A 16619-nucleotide genomic window follows, 5' to 3' on the forward strand; every position below is an offset into this window, starting at 1 on the left:
TTGAAAAGCATAATTAAAATATACTAGGTTGGTGAATACATGGAATATATTAATGATATACACATAAATGAAGCTATAATACACATTCTAGACAATAATGCTGGGGAGCCGCTTCTTAATTCTTTTATTTTAGATTTAAATGAAGAAATATATAAGTTTTTATTAAAACATATGGAAAAGCTTTTAAAAGATGAAGAGCTTAAGTATGCTGTATTTAATTCTGGAAGAAACATAGTTAAAGAGTCAGCACAAGAATATTTAAATGGAGAAAATGATATAGTAACTGTGTCTCATGACATTGCAAATCAACTCTTCACATTAATGAAATCTAATGGAAATGTTCCATCTTGTGACCTTATAGTGGTATCAATATCTACAGAATATAGTCCAATGCTTGCCATATTGAAGATGGATTATATAAAAAACTATGTGCATAAAATAGACTTTAAAGAAAATGATATAGATATAAATATAGTATCTCAAACATCAGGACTTCCATCTAGCGGTCAAAAGATTCAAAAATGTGCTTTTATTAAGCCTATAAGAGAAGATGAAAAGTTCCATCTTATGGTTTTAGATAAGCAAAGTAAATCTAAGGAAAAAGAGCAGTATGGTTCTAACTATTTTATTTCTAATTATCTAGGCTGTAGCCTTGTAGATAATGAAAGAGATATGACTAAAAACTTATTAAATGCCACAGAAAACTGGACTAGAAACAATGTAAGTGAAAATGCAGGTAAGGCAGAAACAATAAGAACTACTGTAAAAAAGAAATTAAGAGAAGAAGAAACCATTAATGTTGAAGATCTATCTACTGAACTATTTAAAGAAGAGCCTTTAGCAAAAGAAAGCTTTGTTCAATTTGTAGAAGCTCAAGGCATAGAAGATACAGTAACTATAGATAAACAGTGGGTAGATAAAAAACTTAAACGAACAAGGCTTAAAATAGATAAAGATATTGATCTATATTTAAGTGAAGAGGCTTATCATGATAAAGACAGGTTTGAGATTAAGAAAAATGGTGACGGAAGTATAAATATAGTTATTAAACATGTAATTAATTATATAGAAAAGTAGCAGCAAAGTTATATAAAAATGGTGGTACTTTCCCTTAAGGGTAGTACCACCATTTTTGTATTTTATTATTATTTATTCATACTGTCAGTAGATCCTAAAACAAATTCTATTTTATCTTCTACTGTTTTTTGTACTGCGTTTCTTCCAGCACCTAAATATTTTCTTGGGTCAAACTCTTTTGGATCTTCTCCAAAAGTTTTTCTTACAGCAGCAGTCATTGCAAGTCTTAAATCTGTATCCATGTTAATTTTGCAAACAGCCATTGATGTTGCTTTTCTTAACATATCTTCAGGGACACCCTTTGATCCTGCTATGTTTCCACCAAATTCATTGCAAGTTGCAACAACTTTTGCATCTACAGCTGAAGCACCATGAAGAACTATTGGGAAACCTGGTAATTTCTTTTGGATATCTTCTAGTATATCAAATCTTAATTTAGCTTCTCCTGCAAATTTAAATGCTCCGTGACTTGTGCCTATTGCTATAGCTAAAGAATCTACACCAGTTCTTTTAACAAAATCTACAGCTTGATCTGGGTCAGTATATACATGAACGTCGCTCTTAACATCATCTTCAACGCCTGCAAGAACACCTAGTTCAGCTTCTACAACAACTCCACGGCTATGTGCATATTCAACAACTTCTATAGTTTTTGCAACGTTCTCCTCATAATCATAATGAGAACCATCAAACATAACGGATGTAAATCCACTAGCTATTGCAAGTTTAACTGAATCTAAATCTGGACCATGATCTAAGTGAAGTGCAACATCTATTCCAGTTTCTTTTACAGAAGCTTCTACCATTGCCTTTAAATATTCAGGACCTGCATATTTAATAGCTCCAGTTGAACATTGAAGTATTACAGCAGAGTTTTTAGCTTTAGCACCTCTCATTACTCCTTGAACTATCTCCATATTGTTAATATTGAAAGCTCCTATTGCGTATTTGCCTTCATAAGCTTTTTTAAACATTTCTTTAGTTGTAACTAATGCCATAAAAAAAACCACCTTTCATTAATTAAATATATCAATTAATATTGATATATTACTTAAGGGATATAAACTGTCCCACTGGGACACTTTATCATATATTCATTATAAAACAATGTATATAAAAGTTCTATACTTAAATTATAAACTATTTGTATAATTTTTAAAGGGATTTAGCTAAAATATGTTTTGTGCATTAATTTTTTGAAGTTCTTGTATATGATTAATATAAAATTTTACCACGTGAAGACTTGCTAAAGCCTCCTCCTTGTTTTCCCATTTAGTGTATTGGGTAAACTTATAAAGTTCATTTGACATATTATCTAATTCTTGATGATCTATGAAAATTGATAATGGTTTAGAGTCTTTTTGAACCTTATGAAGAAAATCTATGCTATCTTCATAGATATTATTCCAATTTTCAGCAGCGATATCTTCTTCAAGTTTATCACAATCTTCAAGAAGTGACTTACAGGTTTTATTTAAATATCCTATAGAAAAGATCATAGTTAAAATCATTACCACAAAAAGTGAGAAGGATATAATCATGTTCCTCATAAAATTTATCACCTTTCTTTCATTAGTTGATAAAAAAATTCTCCTTTTGAATCCATTAATGCAATAAAGACTTCCTTTTCAGAATTAATATTATTTTTAGTTAGAATATCCTTTATCCACTTTTCATCTTTTTTATAATAATCAAGACCATCTTCTTTTATTTCGCCATTACAAATTAAGAGTACTGGTAGACTTATCTGTTCCTCCTTTATATTTAAGTCTTCTCTTTTTACGTTATCATGTTGATGTTTATTTATAATGGACATTTGACCATCAGTTTCAATTAAGGCATAGGCTATGTCACTTATATCTAATTCACCTTTTATTCTCAGTTCTTCTAAAAGATCATTTATGCTTAATCTTTGATTTTTTAATTCATCTATGTTTACTTTGCCATTTTTTATAAGTATACTTGGCCTTCCATCTATTAAGCTTCTAAATTTATCACTTTTAAGTTGTATTTCTGAAAGTATTACCTGCAATGTTAAAAGTGTTATGATAGGTATTATTCCGTGAATTATGGGTATTCCAGCATTTTGCATAGGCAAAGCAGCAAGTTCTGATACCATAATTGTTATAACAAGTTCAAAGGGTTGCAGTTCACCTATCTGTCTTTTTCCCATAAGCCTCATAGTTATTACAACAAAGACATATAATATAATTGTTCTAAAAAATACTATAAACATTTAAGCGCCTCCTTATATATATATGTTGTCAAAAAAAATATAAATTATAAGCTATATGCAAAAACAAATTTTATGAAGTATAATGGTATTTGAATTTAAGATTAAATATAAGCTAAAGGGGAATCAATATATGGGAGATATTAACTTGTGTTTTATTGATGGAAAAGAAGCTTTAGTTGAAAGCGGTACAACTATAAAAAAAGTAATTGATACTTATAAATTAGACTATACAAAAGAAGCTTTATTAGCTAAAATAGATAAGGATTATTATGAACTTAATACGAAATTAGAAAAAGGTGGAAGGTTTGAAATAGTAAAGCTAGATAGTGATATAGGAGCTAAAACCTATGCCAGAAGTCTTCAATTTGTTATGATAAAAGCAGTATATGATCTATTTGAAGAATCAAAGGTAAATATAAAACACTCTCTTAGTAAAGGAATATATGGAGAGATTGATAAAAAAGATCCCTTAAATGAAAAGGATTTAATAGCCATAAGAAAAAGGATGAAAGAAATAATAGATAAGGATATGGTTATAAATAAGGTTTCCGTTACTAAAGAAAAGGCAGCTAAGATATTTGAATCGTATGGTATGGAAGATAAGCTTAGACTTCTTAGAAGCATAGATAATGAAGAGGTAAAGCTATATGAGCTAGATGGTAGATATGATTACTTTTATGGACCAATGGTATATTCTACAGGTGCTTTACAAATTTTTGAACTAATTTATTATAAGCCAGGGTTTATATTAAGATTTCCAGAATCAAATAATCCTAAAGTGATACCTAAGTTTGTAGAACATAAGAAATTAGCAAAAATATTTGCAGAAACTGAACAGTGGAATAGCATTTTGGAAATTGGAGATGTGGGAGCTTTAAATGATAAGGTTAAAAGTGGAGAAATTTTAGAGCTTATACGGGTGGCAGAAGCACTTCATGAAAAAAAGATAGCATATATAGCTGATATGATAAGTGAAAAAGAAGAAGCCAAAATAGTACTTATAGCGGGTCCTACATCATCAGGTAAAACTACCTTTGCAAACAGACTTGCCATACAGCTTAGAGTAAATGGTTATATACCTGTTCCAATTTCATTAGATGATTATTTTATTGATAGGGAACTTACCCCTAAAGATGAAAATGGAGATTATGATTTTGAATCTATAGAGGCCTTAGATTTGGAACTTTTTAATAAAGATCTAAATAAATTACTAAGAGGGGAAGAAATAAGTGTACCAACCTTTGATTTTAAGGAAGGAAAAAGAAGGTGGGCAGGAAATAAAGTGAGCATGCCTAAAAATGGAATCATAATAATAGAAGGAATACATGGTCTTAATGATAAACTCACTGAATCAATAAATCCTAACAATAAATTTAAGATATATATAAGCGCTCTTACACAGTTAAATATTGATAATCATAATAGAATATCAACAACAGATGTTAGGATGATAAGAAGGATAGTAAGAGACCTTTTATCAAGGGGTTACAGTGGAGAAAATACCCTTTCCATGTGGGCTTCTATAAGAAGGGGAGAAGAAAAGAATATATTTACCTTTCAAGAAGAGGCAGATGTTATGTTTAATTCTACATTAGTATATGAATTATGTGTGCTTAAAAAGTATGCAATAGAAGAACTTTCAAAGATAAATGATGATAGTCCTGTATATTATGAAGCATTAAGACTTATAAGCTTTTTAAATTTCTTTAAAGAAGTAGATACAAATATGGTGCCAGAGAATTCAATATTAAGAGAATTTATTGGAGGAAGCTGGTTTTATAAATACTAGAGAAATATATTTATGATTAACTAAAGATGAAGAGGATAAGGTGATTACATGAGTAGATTTGGAGTTTTTGATATACTAGGGCCAATAATGATAGGCCCGTCCAGTTCACATACAGCAGGAGCCGCAAGACTTGCAAAAATAGCTTCAATAATAGCAGGACCTGAAATAAAAGAAGTTATATTTTTGTTACATGGCTCTTTTGCTAAAACCTATAAAGGCCATGGTACAGATAGAGCTTTAGTTGCTGGAATATTAGGTATGGACCCTGATGATGAAAAACTTAGATATTCTTTGGACATAGCAAAAGAAAAGGATATCAAGGTAAGTTTTAGAGAAGCGGATTTAGGAGATGTTCACCCTAATACAGTTAAATTTTTAATTAAACTTAAAGATGATAATTTAGTTACAGTTATGGGATCATCTATAGGTGGGGGTAATATAATTATACTAGAAGTAGATGAAGAAAAACTTGAATTTACAGGTGAATATCCAACTCTTATAGTTAAACATATTGATGTTTTAGGTCTAATCTCAAAGGTTACTTCTTTAATTTATGAAGAGGGAACTAATATAGCATCTATGAGTGTGTTTAGAAGTAAAAAAGGATCTGAGGCTACTATGATATTTGAAACAGATAATATAATACCTAAAAGTGGAATAGAAAAAATAAAGGCATTAGAAAATGTTATAGGCGTTAGAGCTATTAACCCCATAAAGGAAGGTGTATAACATGTTTGCAAATACAGGAAAAGAATTAATAGAAATATGTGACACAGAAAACATAAGTTTAAGTGAATATGCTGTAAGATTCGAAATGGAAAAGTCAGAAATGGATAGAGAAACTGTGATGAATAAAATGTTGAAAAATCTTAAAGTAATGGAAGAATCAGCATCTTACGGATTAACACATGTAACAAAGTCTGTAAGTGGACTTATAGGTGGAGATGCTTTTAAGGTTAATGAATATCTAAAAAGAGGAAATTCCTTAACAGGGAACATTATGGGTAAAGCTATGGCAAGAGCATTATCCTGTTCTGAGGTTAATGCATCCATGGGTAGGATAGTAGCTTCGCCTACAGCGGGCTCTTGTGGTATAATTCCCTCCGTTATAATAACTGCTGGAGAAGCTTTAAATAAAAGTGAAGAAGAAATGGTAATGGGTCTATTTGCTGCATCAGCAGTAGGTCTTATAATTGCTCAAAATGCTACTCTTTCAGGAGCAGAAGGTGGATGCCAAGCAGAATGTGGATCAGCAGCAGCTATGGCAGCAGCAGCTACAGTTGAAATGATGGGTGGAAGCCCAGCTATGAGTCTTCATGCAGGAGCCATTGTAATAAAAAACATATTAGGCCTTGTATGTGATCCAATTGCGGGACTTGTAGAAGTCCCTTGTGCAAAAAGAAATGCATCAGGGGCTGTAAGTGCTTTAGCAGCAGCAGATCTAGTAATGTCAGGGGTAGAAAGTAAGATTCCTTTTGATGATACAGTAATAGCCATGTATAAGATTGGTAAGAGTATGCCTTGTGAACTTCGCGAAACAGCTTTAGGTGGTCTTGCAGTTACTCCTACAGGTATAGAACTTAAGAAACAAATCCTTGGAGAATAATATAGGTTAAAGGTAACAAAAAGTACTCTCTTGAATAATTTATCAAGAGAGTACCTTTTTTGGAATTCAAATCAATTAAAAAGAAATAATAAAAAAGAAGTGTTTACAGATGAAGTAGCATATAAATTTTAAATTCCTCTAGGATTTCTAGAGGGATTTTAATATTAAAAAAGGATTAAGTAATTAACGCAAATATTAAGCAATATATTTATATAAGAGTATTTAAAAAGCAGGTGGTATATTGGGTAATAGATCTTTAATAGAAAGCCATTATGCAGATATGAATAACTTGGTAGATATACTTTGTAAGCTTGTAACATCCTATAGAGCAATGGTGGGTGGAGCTCATGAACTAAATGGAGTTGCATTAGTAGAAAAGAAGCAAATAAAAGAGGCTTTGAAAACTGCTGATGAATTAAATGATTTAATTAGAAATATAATTGATACATTAGAATGTTGTGAGGACTGCTACCTTGATTATTGTAGGATTAAATCTCAAGTATTGAAAAGTAAAATTAATACACAGTATATTTTAGATGAGATAGATGATAATTATGAGTATAAATATAATAATGAGGGGATGGGAAAAGTAAGATTTCCGGAACTTCGTTTAAAAGGTAGTGGTGGCAAGGCTACAGAAAAAGATGAAAAAAGAAATGAAAAGGGAACAGAAAAGGCAAATCAAAAAAAAGATATTACTAACACTAAAGAAGAGTAGTAATATCTTTTTTAGATTATATTTTCTTTATTTTTATATTACTTATCATTAAATAAGATAATATAGACATTAAAAGTGTTGGTAAAATAAAATTTATTTCACCTTTTAAAGTTAAAAGACCAAATAGGGCCATAATACAACCTGCGGCTGTAATAGGTATACCTGAAAAGAATCCTTTAAACTCTACAGAATTAAATTTAGCCAGTCTATATGCACCGCAAATTGGAAATATTATTAATATAGCATATCCTAAGATACCTAAATCAATAAAATTATACATATTATATGCTAACATAGAAGGCGCTACTCCAAAAGATACAAGATCTGATAAAGAATCTAGTTGTTTACCAAGATCACTAGATACATCAAGCATTCTAGCTATTGTACCATCATACCTATCTATTAAACCTGCAATGATTATGAATATACAGGCTAATTTATAGTCACCTCTAAAATTCATTAATAAGGACATGATACCAAAACCTAAATTTGCAAAAGTAAACAAATTAGGCAAAAAACTTTTTTTCACTATTAATCCTCCCCCAAAACATATATGAATACCTCATAATTATAGCTTAAATCTTTCTTTTTGGCTATAATTTTTGTAATATACTAGTTATTATATAAGCTATTACTTAAATCATTAACTGATTATTGATAATATAAAATACAACTTTTAAGATATATGAACTTTAAAATCTTATATTGTCGACAGTGTATATATTAAATGCTATAATCAAAATATAGTTTTCTAAAAAAACTAGGAGGTATAAAAATGAAAAATGTGAAGTTTATATACAATCCTTTTTCTGGTGAGAATGCTATATTAAAAGATCTAGATACTGTTATAAAAACTCACCAAAAAAAAGGATACACAGTGATTCCATATAGGATAAGCTATGATACAGATATAGAAAAAGCTTTTGAAGATTTGGATGAAAGTTATCAGTATATAATTATAGCTGGTGGAGATGGCACTGTAGATACAGTTGTCAATTGTATGAAACAAAAGAACATAGATTTACCTATTGCAATATTACCTGTTGGAACAGCAAATGATTTTGCAAAGTTTATAGGTATGTCTGAAGATGTTGAGAAAGCCTGTAAAGATATATTATCTAGTACACCTAAATCTATGGATATAGGGAAAATTAATGACAAGTACTTCATAAATGTTGCAAGTACTGGTCTATTTACTGATGTTTCACAAAAGACAGATGTAAATGTTAAAAATACTATAGGTAAGCTTGCTTATTACATTAAAGGAATAGAGCAATTACCTAACTTTAGAAAGATTAACATAAAAGTAGAATCAAAAGAAGAAAAGTTTCATGGAGATATGTACCTTATGTTAGTATTTAATGGTCAAACTGCAGGTGGTTTTAATTTAGCTTATAAAGCTGAAATAGACGATGGGTTTCTAGATGTTATAATTATAAAAGCAGTTCCATTAAAAGATTTAATTCCTCTTTTCATAAAAATTATGAGAGGAGAGCATTTAGAAGGTCAAAATTCTATTGTTTATTTTAAGAGTGATAAAATAAAAATAGAATGTGATGAAAATATAGTTACAGATATAGATGGTGAAAGGGGACCGAATTTCCCATTAGCTATAGAATGTATTCATAATGGCATTAAAGTTCTAGGAATTAAATAATTAAGAAAAAATAAAAAAGCGTAGGCAAAAAGAATTATATAATTCTAAGTCTACACTCTTTTTTTATCTTTTTTTATATTTAATCCTTCGGGGCTCATTCCATCCTATTAGGCAACTTTTATCTTTACCTATAAGGTCTTCTCTGTTGCTTTTTATCAAAGCCTCTTTGACTAATTTATAGTTTTCAGGCTTGGTAAATTGTAAAAGGGCTCTTTGCATATTCTTTTCTTTCATATCTCTTGGAACATATACATCCTCATTTGTAAGAGGGTTTATACCTGTATAATAAATAACAGTGGATAGACTTCCAGGAGTTGGATAAAAATCTTGAACCTGCTCTGGTGTATATCCCATTTCTTTTATATATAAGGCAAGCTCAATGGCTGCATTAAGATCACTTCCAGGGTGACTAGACATAAGGTAAGGAACTAGATACTGGTCTTTACCTATCTTTTTATTAATTGCAAAGTAGGTACTAGCAAATTTATTATAAACTTCTTTTGTAGGCTTTCCCATGTGCTTTAATACCTTATTACTTACATGTTCTGGTGCTACTTTTAACTGACCGCTTATATGATATTTACATAACTCTTCAAAAAACTCTTTATCTTTATCATAAATCAGATAGTCGTATCTTATGCCAGAGCGAATAAATACTTTCTTTATCCCAGGTAATTCTCTAACGTTTCTTAAAACACTTAAATATTCTTTATGATCTATAATTAAGTTCTTACATGGCTTTGGAAACATACATTGCTTAGTCTTGCAAGTACCGTGTTCTTCTTGTAATTTACAAGATTTATGTCTGAAGTTTGCTGTTGGGCCACCTATATCATGAATATATCCCTTAAATCCATTTAAAGATGTAAGAAGTTTAGCCTCATTTACAATAGACTCTGAACTTCTATTTTGTATCATTCTTCCTTGGTGGAAGGTAAGAGCACAAAAAGAGCAAGAGCCAAAGCAACCCCTATGACTAGTTATAGAAAATTCAACTTCCTTTATAGCAGGTATACCGCCTTTATCTTCATAAATAGGGTGATAGGTTCTTTTGTAAGGTAAGTTATAAGAATCATCCATTTCTACTTCAGTTAAAGGATATTGTGGAGGATTTTGGACTATGTATTTGTCACCGCTAGGCTCTACTATAGTCTTACCTCTTATAGGATCTTGTTCATAGGATTCTAATTTAAAGTTTTCGCCATAAGCCTTTTTAGAAGTAGAAACTTCTTCAAAAGAAGAAACTTTTATAAAGTCCTTTAGCGTTGATATGTCCTTAGTTTGATACACTGTACCCCGTACATTTACTATGTTTTTAATATCCATGCCATATCTTAAAAGGTTGGCTACTTCAAGTACTGTTTTTTCTCCCATACCATAAATTAAAAGGTCAGCTTTAGAATCTGATATAATGCTTTTTCTTATTTTGTCATCCCAATAATCATAATGGGCAAATCTTCTAAGACTAGCTTCAATGCCACCTATAATTACAGGTACGTCTTTAAAGGCTTCTTTTACCCTATTTGTATAAACTATTACAGCTCTATCTGGCCTTTTTTCACCGATTCCTCCAGGAGAATAAAGATCATCTCTTCTTTTCTTTTTTCCTACAGTATAATGGTTAACCATAGAATCTATATTTCCTGAGTTTACAAGAAAGGCATACTTTGGTTTACCTAGTTTTTTGAAATCATCTGAATTGTGCCAATCAGGTTGAGCTATTATACCAACGCTAAAGCCATCGGATTCTAAAGTCCTAGCTATTATTGCGGTACCAAAGGATGGGTGATCCACATAGGCATCTCCAGAAACTATTATAAAATCTAACTGATCTATTCCTCTATTTTTCATATCATCTTTACATATAGGCAAAAAATCTTTTGCAAGTTCCATATAAAACATAACTCCAATCTTAATTTGAAATATTAGTTTAAACTATAAATTTAAGTTTGATTATAGTTTGAAATATAGAATTATATTATCATAATAGCAAACAAAGATAAAGAACTGGCTAGTTTATAATTATATATAGGTGGATTTAATAAAATTATTTTGTGGGAAATCTAAGTTATAATTATTAGAAAATAAAACAATATCAATGAAATTATTTTTTTATCATTAAAGATGTATTAATTTCTCTATTATGAAACAAAATAACCTTAAGAGAAAGGAGGAGGTTATTTTGTTTAAAAGAGTATTCAAAGGTAAATATATGGTGCTATATATAATAATGATTTTAAGTACATATTATATTTCATCTTTAGTGTTACCTATAAGTTATAAAGAGGCAGGTGCAATTAGTTATAGCTATGGTTCTAAAGGGAATGTAGTTACGGATATACAAAGCCGTTTAAAAAGGTGGGGATATTATAGTGGAGCTGCAGATGGAATTTATGGATACCAAACCTATAACGCAGTAAAAAAGTTTCAAGGGAAAAATGGTCTTAATGTAGACGGGGTTGTAGGTGACGCTACTTTAGCAGCTTTAGGAATAGTGAGCGCACCCGCATCTAACCAGGATAATTCTTCAAAAAATTATAATAATCAAGACGTAATGCTTTTGGCAAGACTCATAAATGGAGAGGCTAGAGGTGAACCCTATGAAGGGCAGGTGGCAGTAGGGGCTGTTATAATGAATAGGACTAGGGACTCTAGATTTCCATCTACTATTGCAGGTGTGGTGTATCAACCTGGAGCTTTTACAGCTATAGTAGATGGTCAGGTTAATGCTAACATGGAGCAAAACTCTATTAACGCAGCAAGAGATGCCTTAAATGGATGGGATCCATCTGGAGGAGCTGTTTATTATTTTAATCCTAATACAGCCACTAATGAATGGATATGGTCTAGGCCTTTAATAAAAGTTATAGGGAAACATAGATTCTGTAGTTAGATAGAAATTATTTTTTGGCCAATAACAAGGTAAACCTATATTTAAATTAAATAACAGGTTTACCTTAAATGTATTTAATCATATGTGGTATATTAGGATATTAACATAAATCAATAAGAAATAATAAAATATATTTATTAAATAGGGTTGACAATTTCTTAATTGGTAATATAATAGTAGTATAATTCATATCAAGATACTCGGAAATACGTTGAAGAAGGAAAGTAGCATATATAAAGGTTGTAGAGAGGGAATTGTGGTGAGATATTCCTACTGGAGTTTATGTGAAGTGCCCTTTGGAGTAGAGACCTGAAATTTAAGTACGGTTTTTCGGTAGCGCCCGTTATAGCGATAGAGCATATTAGTGCTCGAACAGAGTTAATTCTAGGTTTAATTAGAGTGGGCTACGAAGTATTCTTCGTCTCTAAAAAGGGGCGGAGTTTTTTTATATGGATAATAATATTTGAAACAATTAAATGTGATAAAATTTATAATTAAAATAAATAAAAAAAAATAGGAGGAATAATATATGATATTTAACAATGCTTTAGAAATGATAGGTAACACACCTTTATTAACACTTGGAAACTTAGGTGGAAAAGACATGGGGAAAGTTTATTTAAAACTAGAAAAATTTAATCCAGCAGGTAGCACAAAAGATAGAGCAGCACTAGGTATGGTAGAAAAAGCAGAAAAATTAGGACTTCTAAAACCAGGATACACCATTGTGGAACCTACAAGTGGAAATACTGGAATAGCATTAGCTATGATAGGAAGATTAAAAGGTTATAAGGTAATAATTGTTATGCCAGATACTATGAGTGTAGAAAGAAGAAATATGATAAAGGCATATGGTGCAGAGCTAATACTAACAGATGGAACTAAAGGAATGAAGGGTGCTATAGGGAAAGCTGAAGAAATAGCAAAAGGAAAAGATGAATATTTCATACCACAACAATTCTTAAATCTAGCAAACCCTGAAAAACATTATGAAACTACAGCAGAAGAATTATTAAAAGATGTACCTGATATGGATATATTTGTTGCAGGAGTGGGCACTGGTGGAACTATATCCGGAGTTGGAAGAAGACTTAAAGAACTAAAAAAAGATATAAAAGTAATGGCAGTAGAACCAGAAAATTCACATGTATTATCAGGGGGTAACCCAGGACCACACAAAATTCAAGGTATAGGAGCAGGATTTGTACCTGAAATATATGATGGATCTGTTGTAGATGAGATAATAAGGGTAAAAGATGAAGATGCTTTTGAAGCAGCAAAATTAGTAGCATTAAAAGAAGGGATGCTCGTAGGAATATCATCTGGAGCTAATGTTCATGCATCATTAGAACTTGCAAAAAGATATGGAAAAGATATTAAAATAGTAACTGTAGCTCCAGATGGTGGAGAAAAATATATTTCCATGGGAATTTACGAATAATTAAAATTGAGGTGGGGCCGTGTTTAAAAATTTAAGATATGATATAAAGAATATAATGAAAAATGATCCAGCAGCCAAAAGTTTTATAGAGGTGCTACTTTTATATCCATCAATACACTCATTGATTTTTTATAGAATAGCTAGATTATTTTACAAAAGACACCTGTTTTTTATTGCAAGGTTATTATCGCAAACAGGAAGATTCTTTACTGGAATAGAGATACACCCAGGAGCTAAAATAGGAAGAGGACTTTTTATAGATCATGGTATGGGGGTAGTTATAGGAGAAACCGCAGAGATTGGCGATAACGTAACTTTATACCATGGAGTAACCCTTGGTGGAACAGGTAAAGAAAAGGGTAAAAGGCATCCAACTATAGGGGATGGTGCTATAATAGGAACGGGAGCCAAAGTATTAGGACCTCTTTATGTAGGAAGTGGGGCAAAGATAGGTGCTAATGCAGTAGTTTTAAAAGATGTACCAGCTCAAAGTACAGCAGTAGGAATTCCAGCTAAGATATTGAAATTTAAAAGTGCAGCCACTATAATAGAAATTAAAGATTATAAAGGAAGAAAAAAATCTATATATAATGAAATGGTTATTTAAGAGGTTATATTATGAAAAATATAAATGAACTTGAAAATTATATAAGATCCTTAGGACTAGATACTTTTGGTTTTATACCATTAAAAAGTTTTGAAGAACTAAGATCATTTTTACAATATAGAAAGATAAATGGACTAGAAAATGAATTTGAAGAGACAGATATAGAAAAAAGGATAAATCCTCATATGTTAATGGAAAAAGGAAAAGTTATAATATCTATAGCTTTTCCTTATCTTTATAACAATAACTTTAATAATGATACAGGGTTTTCAAAATACACTGAAGGACTAGATTATCATATTGTAGTTAGATCTTACTTAGATAAAATAGTTGATTTCTTAAATGAAAAAGGTTATGAGGCAAAGGCCTTTGTAGACAGCAATGTGTTACCAGAGCGATACATAGCATATAAGGCGGGGCTTGGATTTGTAGGGAAAAATAACATGATAATAACTGAAAAGTATGGATCTTTTGTTTTTCTTGGAGAAATAATAACAGATATGGATATTGAAATAAAATATAAAGATAAGAAATTTTCAGATATAGAAAAATATGAAAGCTGTGGAAGTTGTAACATTTGTTTAAAGGAATGCCCAACTAAGGCTATAAATCATAAGAGACGGAATTCTAACATATGTCTATCTTACATTACTCAAAAAAAACAAATAGAAGATAAATGGTTTAAAGTTTTAGGTGGAAGAATATTTGGATGTGATTCTTGCCAAAAATCTTGCCCTTATAATACTAAAGTAAAGCTCTCCAATATAGAAGGATTTAGGCCTTTAAAATTTAGTAGTAATATACAAACAAAAGAACTTATATACATAAATAATAAAGAATTTAAAGAAACTTTGAAAAATACATCAGCCTCTTGGAGAGGAAAAAATTTAATTCAAAGAAATGCACTCATAAGATTCATAAATTTTGAAAACAATAAAGATATAGATATAGACAGTATGGCTTCACCCTATGTTAAAGACTATGCTATAAGGCTTTTAAAAATAAGAAAATTATAATATACTATATATTAAGTGATTCTTAGACTTAGGTGGAGTTTGCTTATAAGGAATACATCTCTCCATCAAAGGCTTAGAAGAACTTATCCAGGGGCGTAGCAGCCGTCATCCCCCACCTTGAAGAGGATAGGGGTTTTACGGATGGTAGCCATCGGATAATTACTTACACAAAAAATTAAAGGTTAATATAGAAGGGTAGAGATTTTATGATATCAAAAGCTATGGTTAAACTTATTTCAAAAATGCCTCAGGGGATGTTTATATTTTTTTCTAGAAGGGTAATGAATCATTACGTAAATAAATATGCAGATATAAAAGTTAATGGATTTGAAAATATCGAAAAATGTAAAAAACCAATAATATTTGTTGGAAACCACTTAAGTAATTCTGATGGGCTTGTGTTAAACAAGGTTTTAAAGGATTATGATGTTACCTTTGTTGCGGGAGCCAAACTATCTAACGATCCTATTACCAATATGGGTGTTAATATAGTTAAAAATATAACTATAAAGCCAAATACTGCAGATAAGCAAGCTTTAACAAAGGTGGTTAATACCTTAAAAGAGGGTAATAATGTTTTTATATTTCCAGAAGGTACTAGAAGTAGGAAAGCTAGCATGATAGAAGCGAAAAGAGGAGTGGTTTTAATAGCAAGACTTACAAAGGCCACTATAATTCCAATAGGCACTACAGGAACTGAAAAGCTTTTGCCTATAAATAAAGGTGGAGATATGTCCCATGAAACTTTTAATTATGCTAAAGTAAATGTAAATATAGGTGAAGGCTTTAATTTACCTTCTAAAAATAGTGAAGAGGGTAAACATGAATATGAGGATAGAATTTTAAATTATATAATGACATCTATAGCTTCTTTGTTACCAGAAGAATATCGAGGAGTTTATAAAAATGAATAATAAAAGCTTAAAGGTAATTGAACTATTAAAAAAGGAATATCCTGATGCAAGATGTGAACTTGATCATAAGACAACTTTTCAACTTCTAGTAGCTACAATATTATCTGCCCAAACTACAGATAAAAAGGTTAATGAAGTTACAAAAGATTTATTTATAGAATATCCTACAGTAGATGACTTTTTGAAATTAACTCAAGAAGATTTAGAAGAAAAAATTAAAACTATAGGACTTTATAGAAATAAATCAAAAAATATATTAACTATGTGTAGGCAGCTTAAAGAAAACTTTAATGGAGAAGTTCCAGGGACAATGGAAGAGATAACATCTCTTGCAGGTGCAGGAAGAAAAACTGCCAATGTTGTATTGTCAAATGCCTTTGGAGTCCCAGCCATTGCAGTAGATACACATGTATACAGAGTATCTAATAGAATTGGTCTTGCAAAAGCAAAAGATGTTTTAAATACAGAAAAACAACTTCAAGAATGCATACCAAAAGAAAGCTGGTCCTTAGCTCATCATTTAATCATATTTCACGGAAGAAGATGTTGTTATGCTAGAAAACCTGACTGTGAAAGATGCATTATTAATGTGTATTGTGATTATTATGGTGACATTGAAGAAGAAAAATAGTATTATTATAATACAACAGGATATTTAAATAATT

17 protein-coding genes and 1 other annotated feature are annotated in these 16619 nt (G+C 30.6%); of the genes, 12 read left to right on the forward strand and 5 right to left on the reverse strand.

Features of this window, described 5'->3' with window-relative positions:
* The first annotated feature begins 39 nt into the window (after positions 1–39).
* Positions 40–1077, forward strand: coding sequence for a nucleoid-associated protein (locus BD821_RS02990; RefSeq protein WP_104409240.1), 1038 nt, complete (start codon positions 40–42; stop codon positions 1075–1077).
* A gap of 68 nt (positions 1078–1145) precedes the next feature.
* Here the strand turns inward: BD821_RS02990 and fba are convergent, their stop codons facing one another.
* The 3 genes from fba to BD821_RS03005 form a co-directional block, all read right to left on the reverse strand.
* Complete coding sequence (gene fba, locus BD821_RS02995; RefSeq protein WP_104409241.1) at positions 1146–2075, reverse strand: class II fructose-1,6-bisphosphate aldolase; 930 nt, start codon at positions 2073–2075, stop codon at positions 1146–1148.
* Positions 2076–2246: 171 nt separating this feature from the next.
* A complete protein-coding gene (locus BD821_RS03000) occupies positions 2247–2627 on the reverse strand; it encodes a DUF4363 family protein (protein WP_104409242.1) in 381 nt (126 codons plus the stop codon).
* 8 nt (positions 2628–2635) lie between these two features.
* The gene (locus BD821_RS03005; RefSeq protein ID WP_104409243.1) at positions 2636–3313 is read right to left on the reverse strand and encodes a DUF421 domain-containing protein; all 678 of its coding nucleotides are present in this window, start codon (positions 3311–3313) and stop codon (positions 2636–2638) included.
* 130 nt (positions 3314–3443) lie between these two features.
* Between BD821_RS03005 and BD821_RS03010 the strand changes: the two genes are divergently transcribed.
* The 4 genes from BD821_RS03010 to BD821_RS03025 all read left to right on the forward strand — a co-directional run bounded on the left by BD821_RS03010 (position 3444) and on the right by BD821_RS03025 (position 7426).
* Positions 3444–5102 carry a nucleoside kinase gene (locus BD821_RS03010; protein ID WP_104409244.1) on the forward strand — a complete coding sequence of 553 codons (1659 nt, stop codon included), beginning with the start codon at positions 3444–3446 and terminating at the stop codon, positions 5100–5102.
* 48 nt (positions 5103–5150) lie between these two features.
* A complete protein-coding gene (gene sdaAB, locus BD821_RS03015; RefSeq protein ID WP_104409245.1) occupies positions 5151–5831 on the forward strand; it encodes an L-serine ammonia-lyase, iron-sulfur-dependent subunit beta in 681 nt (226 codons plus the stop codon).
* Between the two features lies 1 nt (position 5832).
* Positions 5833–6708 (forward strand): L-serine ammonia-lyase, iron-sulfur-dependent, subunit alpha, encoded by an 876-nt coding sequence (sdaAA, locus tag BD821_RS03020; RefSeq protein WP_029452477.1) that lies wholly within the window; start codon positions 5833–5835, stop codon positions 6706–6708.
* A gap of 241 nt (positions 6709–6949) precedes the next feature.
* Positions 6950–7426: a hypothetical protein gene (locus BD821_RS03025; protein ID WP_185158320.1), complete on the forward strand. Its 477-nt coding sequence runs from the start codon at positions 6950–6952 to the stop codon at positions 7424–7426.
* 16 nt (positions 7427–7442) lie between these two features.
* Here the strand turns inward: BD821_RS03025 and pssA are convergent, their stop codons facing one another.
* Positions 7443–7955 carry a CDP-diacylglycerol--serine O-phosphatidyltransferase gene (gene pssA, locus BD821_RS03030; protein ID WP_029452479.1) on the reverse strand — a complete coding sequence of 171 codons (513 nt, stop codon included), beginning with the start codon at positions 7953–7955 and terminating at the stop codon, positions 7443–7445.
* A gap of 246 nt (positions 7956–8201) precedes the next feature.
* Here pssA and BD821_RS03035 point away from each other — a divergent pair, with 246 nt between their 5' ends.
* A complete protein-coding gene (locus BD821_RS03035; protein ID WP_104409246.1) occupies positions 8202–9083 on the forward strand; it encodes a YegS/Rv2252/BmrU family lipid kinase in 882 nt (293 codons plus the stop codon).
* Between the two features lie 63 nt (positions 9084–9146).
* On the opposite strand, the gene BD821_RS03040 is transcribed toward BD821_RS03035, so the two are convergent.
* Positions 9147–10976: a YgiQ family radical SAM protein gene (locus BD821_RS03040; protein ID WP_104409247.1), complete on the reverse strand. Its 1830-nt coding sequence runs from the start codon at positions 10974–10976 to the stop codon at positions 9147–9149.
* A 319-nt stretch (positions 10977–11295) separates the two neighbouring features.
* On the opposite strand from BD821_RS03040, the gene sleB reads away from it, so the two are divergent.
* From sleB to nth, 6 genes are all read left to right on the forward strand, one after another.
* Positions 11296–11976, forward strand: a complete 681-nt coding sequence (gene sleB / locus BD821_RS03045; RefSeq protein ID WP_104409306.1) for a spore cortex-lytic enzyme — start codon at positions 11296–11298, stop codon at positions 11974–11976.
* A 202-nt stretch (positions 11977–12178) separates the two neighbouring features.
* Positions 12179–12405: a binding site (T-box leader), on the forward strand.
* 100 nt (positions 12406–12505) lie between these two features.
* Positions 12506–13417 (forward strand): cysteine synthase A, encoded by a 912-nt coding sequence (gene cysK, locus BD821_RS03050; protein WP_104409248.1) that lies wholly within the window; start codon positions 12506–12508, stop codon positions 13415–13417.
* Between the two features lie 19 nt (positions 13418–13436).
* Positions 13437–14024, forward strand: coding sequence for a serine O-acetyltransferase EpsC (gene epsC / locus BD821_RS03055; protein ID WP_104409249.1), 588 nt, complete (start codon positions 13437–13439; stop codon positions 14022–14024).
* An 11-nt stretch (positions 14025–14035) separates the two neighbouring features.
* Positions 14036–15040 carry a tRNA epoxyqueuosine(34) reductase QueG gene (gene queG, locus BD821_RS03060; protein WP_104409250.1) on the forward strand — a complete coding sequence of 335 codons (1005 nt, stop codon included), beginning with the start codon at positions 14036–14038 and terminating at the stop codon, positions 15038–15040.
* Between the two features lie 206 nt (positions 15041–15246).
* On the forward strand, positions 15247–15954 hold the full coding sequence (locus tag BD821_RS03065) for a lysophospholipid acyltransferase family protein (RefSeq protein ID WP_104409251.1): 708 nt from the start codon (positions 15247–15249) through the stop codon (positions 15952–15954).
* Entirely contained in the window at positions 15947–16585 is a 639-nt protein-coding gene (gene nth / locus BD821_RS03070) for an endonuclease III (protein ID WP_029452490.1), read from the forward strand. The genes BD821_RS03065 and nth overlap by 8 nt, the downstream gene beginning before the upstream one ends.
* Positions 16586–16619 lie beyond the last annotated feature (34 nt).

The organism is Clostridium algidicarnis DSM 15099 (assembly GCF_002934235.1).
Lineage (GTDB): Bacteria > Bacillota > Clostridia > Clostridiales > Clostridiaceae > Clostridium_L > Clostridium_L algidicarnis.

Bases quoted from the DNA above. Each gene is read 5' to 3' on its own strand.
- BD821_RS03035 (WP_104409246.1), top strand. From the start codon at position 8,202: ATGAAAAATGTGAAGTTTATATACAATCCTTTTTCTGGTGAGAATGCT.
- cysK (WP_104409248.1), top strand. From the start codon at position 12,506: ATGATATTTAACAATGCTTTAGAAATGATAGGTAACACACCTTTATTA.
- BD821_RS03040 (WP_104409247.1), bottom strand. From the start codon at position 10,976: ATGGAACTTGCAAAAGATTTTTTGCCTATATGTAAAGATGATATGAAA.
- BD821_RS02990 (WP_104409240.1), top strand. From the start codon at position 40: ATGGAATATATTAATGATATACACATAAATGAAGCTATAATACACATT.
- sdaAA (WP_029452477.1), top strand. From the start codon at position 5,833: ATGTTTGCAAATACAGGAAAAGAATTAATAGAAATATGTGACACAGAA.
- BD821_RS03065 (WP_104409251.1), top strand. From the start codon at position 15,247: ATGATATCAAAAGCTATGGTTAAACTTATTTCAAAAATGCCTCAGGGG.
- BD821_RS03010 (WP_104409244.1), top strand. From the start codon at position 3,444: ATGGGAGATATTAACTTGTGTTTTATTGATGGAAAAGAAGCTTTAGTT.
- nth (WP_029452490.1), top strand. From the start codon at position 15,947: ATGAATAATAAAAGCTTAAAGGTAATTGAACTATTAAAAAAGGAATAT.
- sdaAB (WP_104409245.1), top strand. From the start codon at position 5,151: ATGAGTAGATTTGGAGTTTTTGATATACTAGGGCCAATAATGATAGGC.
- sleB (WP_104409306.1), top strand. From the start codon at position 11,296: ATGGTGCTATATATAATAATGATTTTAAGTACATATTATATTTCATCT.
- queG (WP_104409250.1), top strand. From the start codon at position 14,036: ATGAAAAATATAAATGAACTTGAAAATTATATAAGATCCTTAGGACTA.
- BD821_RS03005 (WP_104409243.1), bottom strand. From the start codon at position 3,313: ATGTTTATAGTATTTTTTAGAACAATTATATTATATGTCTTTGTTGTA.
- BD821_RS03000 (WP_104409242.1), bottom strand. From the start codon at position 2,627: ATGAGGAACATGATTATATCCTTCTCACTTTTTGTGGTAATGATTTTA.
- fba (WP_104409241.1), bottom strand. From the start codon at position 2,075: ATGGCATTAGTTACAACTAAAGAAATGTTTAAAAAAGCTTATGAAGGC.